We start from the raw sequence: 2,962 nt of genomic DNA on the forward strand, positions 1-2,962 counted from the left end.
CAAGAAAAAACCATCATTTCCTGTAGATATTCACCCTTGGGTTTACACAAACGATATAAACGGACATGATATAAGACTTTTAGCTATTGGACAGTTCTTGTAATTTGTAAATATGCCAGCGCACATTGCTATAATAATGCAATTAAGGGGATTTGATATAAACAGGACTTACGCAAACAGGGAAATTATACACCATTTGTAGGGATTAACGGCCGTTAATCCCTACAAATTTAGTTAATCTGGTAAGAAGACAAATTGATATTATTAGGACTTATATCATGTCCGGATAATCAGTTATAAAAAAAACTTTCTCCCTTCTAACCTTTTCTTTCCCTCTGCCTTCTGCCTTCTGCCTCCTGCCTCTTCAATCACATATTTGCTTCAGTAAATCATAAAATGGCTGCCAATTATCCTCTACTGTAATGGATTCCCATACTGATTCAATTATAGGTCGAATTAAACTTTGTTGAGGATTATATTGCTTCAACCTTTCTGCCATTGCTTTTAATTCATCATTAGAATAAGTCTGTAATAAATGATAATAATATTGTCGCCACGACTCCATTAATTCTGATTGTTCAAAATCAGCAAAAATTTGATTAACATCATCACGCCAATCTGGAGAAAATTCTTTTCTCAATCCTAAAAAGAAATCGTGATAGCCAACCTGAGAACTTTCCAGCAGTTTAATAGTTAGCTGAAGTAACTTTTCTGCATCTGTTTCTGGCAAATGTTCAAACCCTAACCTATTAATCATTAATCGCCTATATTCAAGCAGATAAACATCATCAAACTCATCTAAACTCGCCCTCATATTTTCTCGGTCAATAACTGCAGCTAATGCGTCTTGAAGTAAGTGTAAATTTGACTTACAAACTAACGGTTGATGACTGTAACGATAAAGACCAGAATAATCAAAATAAGCTGCTGTAAATTTGGGGTCATAAGTGGGAATAAAAGCATAAGGACCATAATCAAAACTTTCCCCAGTAATTGACATATTATCAGTATTTAATACACCATGACAAAATCCCGCAGCCATCCATTGAGCCACTAATTTCGCAACTCTTTTTACTAATTCTGAGTAGAATAAAGAATAGTGATCGCTCTGTTCTTTTAATTCAGAATAATAATAATCAATTACATGATCTAATAGCTTTTTAGTTAAGTCGGGACGTTTGAAATAATACAACCTTTCAAAGGTACCAAACCGGACATGAGAACTACTAAAACGTACCATCACCGATGAACGAGTAGGAGAAGGTTCATCTCCACGCCATAACCCCTCCCCAGTTTCAATCAAACTCAAACATCGAGAAGTACGAACCCCATGACGATGTAACATTTCGGCGGCTAATACCTCTCTGACCCCACCTTTTAGAGTCAGTCTGCCATCCGCACTGCGAGAATAAGGTGTTCTACCGGAACCCTTTGTGCCAAAATCATATAATTCACCATTTACCCCACGCACTTGACCATAAAGAAAACCCCTACCATCTCCTAAATAAGGATTATATTCACCAAATTGATAACCGTGATAACGTAGAGCTAAAAAAGGTCCGACACAATGAAATTTACCAAAAGCTTCAATAAAATGCTCATCCTTAACATCTTCAGGAGTTAGTCCTATTTTAGGGAGCAATTTATCATTACGAAACCGCAAAATATGTTGGGGAAATTCAGCAGCAAGTACTTCATCATAATAGTCACCACCTAAAGCTTGGATGGCAGGTTCATAGTTGAGCGAAAGGAGAGGATTAGACATTGTTTTCTAAGTCAAAAGTAATATCATAAGTTAAATCCAGGAGATTATGAGTTAAACATTTTTTTATTATTTTTCAATACATTCACTTCTGCTCAAATCTATTCTGTAATTAAAATTGTACAAACATGATTATATTATATGAAGGAAATGACAAGATGGAAGAAGGCTATCTTCTCAGAGGCTGTTTGTAAAGAATTATGAAGTGTTTTTGGCCTTTGTTAATCTTTTAACTATTGTGCTATTGTGGGGGTTCGAGGGAGCTATAAGTCCCGCGTTATGGCTTCCCAGTTCTAAGCTCTGTATCAAAAAGACAAAACTTGAGAACTTATGCAAATAAGCGATGTGTATTAAACTGATGCCTACAAGAGCAGTTTGTTAAACGTCACCGTACGAAAAAAACTGTAGAAAATTGCAGTTGTTAAATTCTTGATATTGGATTAACCAATATAGGCTGTACGGCACAGCTCACTATTCCCTCGGCAGTAAAGCACTCTGGGAATTTCTTTCTGATAATTTGAAGACTACCATTGATATCCGCATTAATCACTTTACCAGTTCCACTTCTAAACAAACCACGTTTGACTCGTTTTCCCACATAATTTTCCTGCTGACATGGCAATTCTAGGTCAAGTGCAGAAGTAATACTAGTGTAACTTTCTTCTGTATCCATAACTTTGATACCAGCTAGTTGACATTTATAAGTTATCTGTTGAATTAGCTTTGAGTGGGGTATTTGGGTAAAGTTTTGATTGTTTTTTTTACCGATGTTTGCACCCTGTTTCCAGTTATCATTTTGGCCGATGACTACAATACCAATTCTGTTAGTGACTAAATAATTCACCACTAATTTACTGGTGTTATGCAGATAATTCTCGACAAAACGATTTCGGCGGTAGGTTAACGCTTCAATCTTACGGCTAGTTTTTCTGTTGCCTTTGAGATGACTTTGGTACTTAGCTTTACGCTTATTATATAGTTGATTGACGCTTTTTAGTGGCTTCCCGTTAATCAGCATAGGTTTAACACCGGGCTTGTTTGTAGATAGAGCTACTAATCTGTCAATCCCTAAGTCTATTCCGGCTACATATGTTGAGTGTATTTGTGGCTGAAGAGTTTTTTCATACAGTACTTCAATTATATAGCAGCTCGTAGCAGGTACTATCCTGACTTCGATTACAGTTTCCACAACTACAGGTA

General features: G+C 36.3%; 2 protein-coding genes. Both read right to left on the reverse strand.

Going from position 1 to position 2,962, the window contains the following annotated elements:
* Positions 1-364 precede the first annotated feature (364 nt).
* Positions 365-1,765, reverse strand: coding sequence for a protein adenylyltransferase SelO (locus tag D5R40_RS31620; RefSeq protein ID WP_124143571.1), 1,401 nt, complete (start codon positions 1,763-1,765; stop codon positions 365-367).
* A 418-nt stretch (positions 1,766-2,183) separates the two neighbouring features.
* A partial coding sequence (locus tag D5R40_RS31625) for an RNA-guided endonuclease InsQ/TnpB family protein (RefSeq protein WP_134239656.1) occupies positions 2,184-2,962 on the reverse strand: 779 nt, incomplete at its 5' end.

Source organism: Okeania hirsuta, assembly GCF_003838195.1.
Taxonomy (GTDB): Bacteria; Cyanobacteriota; Cyanobacteriia; order Cyanobacteriales; family Microcoleaceae; genus Okeania; species Okeania hirsuta.

Bases quoted from the DNA above. Each gene is read 5' to 3' on its own strand.
- D5R40_RS31620 (WP_124143571.1), bottom strand. From the start codon at position 1,765: ATGTCTAATCCTCTCCTTTCGCTCAACTATGAACCTGCCATCCAAGCT.